This window comes from Micromonospora sp. AMSO1212t (assembly GCF_008868145.1).
Classification (GTDB): Bacteria; Actinomycetota; Actinomycetes; order Mycobacteriales; family Micromonosporaceae; genus Micromonospora; species Micromonospora tulbaghiae.
Genome location: NZ_WBKS01000255.1, coordinates 1 through 1,044 on the forward strand (window position 1 = coordinate 1; position 1,044 = coordinate 1,044).

General features: G+C 74.4%; 1 protein-coding gene. It reads left to right on the forward strand.

Translation table 11 applies throughout. From position 1 onward, the window contains the following. A partial coding sequence (locus F8279_RS29685) for a fibronectin type III domain-containing protein (protein WP_151501711.1) occupies positions 1 to 1,044 on the forward strand: 1,044 nt, incomplete at both ends.

Here is a 1,044-nt window from a genome sequence, read left to right on the forward strand (position 1 = left end):
CCGTTCAAGATCGGCGACAGCGTACGGCTGCTCGACCCGACCCGCCCGGCCGGCGCGCGGCTGGACGCCGGCCCGGTCAGCCCGGTCGACGGCCGCCCCGCGGTCGTGGTCAACCAGCTGGTGAACCTGGGCTGGGAGTACCGCTGGCAGACCCGCTCGGCCGGACTGCGCGACCAGGGCATGAGCCGCCCACTGGTCCTGCGCGTCGCCCCCAAGGCGCCGACCGGGCTCACCGCCACCCCGGCGCCCGGCAGCGCCACCGCGCTACCCGCCATCGCGCTGACCTGGACCGGCAACGGCAGCCGTCCCGTACCCACCAGCCACCGGCTGCAACGCGCCACCGACAGCACCTTCACCACCGGGCTGACCGAGATCACGGTGGCCGCCACCGCCACCCGCTACACCGACGCGACAGTCACCCCCGGCGTCACCTACCACTACCGGATCCGGGCCGAGAACGCGGTGAGCTGCTCGTCCTGGTCCAACGCGGTACCGGCGGCGGTGCACCTGGCCGCGCCGACCCGGCTGACCGCGGTGCTGCCGCCGACCGCGCCGCTGCGCGTGGCGTTGCGCTGGGCCAACCACTCCTTCGCCACCGGAGTGGACGTGCAGCGGGCCACCAACCCGACGTTCACCAGCGGTCCGGGCACCACAGCCATCGCCGTGGGCGAGGCCCACGTGGACCCGGCCGTCGCGCCGGACACCACGTACTACTACCGGGTACGCACGACGTACTTGGGTGCCGCCTCCCCCTGGTCGACTGTGGCCACAGTGACCACTCCGGCCCGCCCGGTCGCGCCGACCGGGGTGAGCGTCACCGCGAGCGTGTCCGGGCCGGACACCGCGACCGTGACGGTGAGCTGGTCGGCGCCGACGCCGGCCGGACCGGGCGCCGGGTTCATCGTGCAGCGCGCCACCGACGCCGCCTTCACCCGCGAACCGGCGACGTTCCACGTAACCGGCCGCGGCTTCACCAACACCGGCCTGGCCCGCGGAGCCACCTACCACTACCGGGTACGCGCCACGAACGTCGTAGGCACCTCC